Here is a 782-nt window from a genome sequence, read left to right on the forward strand (position 1 = left end):
CCGCATAACGAAAAACAAACTCTTCTACTAACGGTGCAAGAAGAACAATTGAAACAAGTGCCACAGGAGATATTGCTGCTGCAGCGACTGTACTAGACGTATTTGCTGATTGCGTAGTTAGCTGAAATACACTCTTATCTAATACACTACCAACCATCTGCGCAAGAAATACGAATATGATCCCAACTAAAATCCATATGAATGAATTTCTTGATAATTTAATCGATAACTTTGGATCATTTATTAATTCTTTACTATATATAGGAAAAATGATTATTAGCATAAGTGAAAACCCAATTAGTTCCCAATGCACAAGAAGTTGTTGAATTGCTTGCTGTTGGTTTCCCTGAATATCATACCAACCTGTCTTCGCTAGCAATTGTACACCTATTATCCCCACAAATTGTGTCATAACAAAATATATCAAAATGATGAAACCCGATTTATATCTAGTACCACTACTCATATTCTTATTTCCATCCTCTACTTTCTTTATGATATTTACATACGCTACACGAACAACATTTTTAATATCTATTTCTCAATATTTAGTACCTAGAATTACATCACCTTCATTGATACTATATTAGTAGACATTGTTTTCCTCTTATGTACTTTTGTAAAAGGGCCTGTTCTCCATTTCAGGTCCTCTTATTTTTTTTACTAGTATAAGCAATATTCTTTTTAATAATCACCTTTCATATGCCTCAGCATCACAATAACACTCTTCTTCCACCTCATTACACTGATCACAAATCTTTTGAATCTCAAAACCCTTAAAA

Annotated in this window: 1 protein-coding gene; it reads right to left on the minus strand. The window is 32.9% G+C overall.

The annotated features are described in order from the left end of the window. On the minus strand, positions 1 to 466 hold a 466-nt coding region (locus MR143_RS32650; protein ID WP_199697869.1), incomplete at its 3' end, for a CPBP family intramembrane metalloprotease. Positions 467 to 782: the final 316 nt, after the last annotated feature.

Source organism: Bacillus cereus group sp. BfR-BA-01347 (assembly GCF_022663835.1).
GTDB lineage: Bacteria > Bacillota > Bacilli > Bacillales > Bacillaceae_G > Bacillus_A > Bacillus_A thuringiensis_K.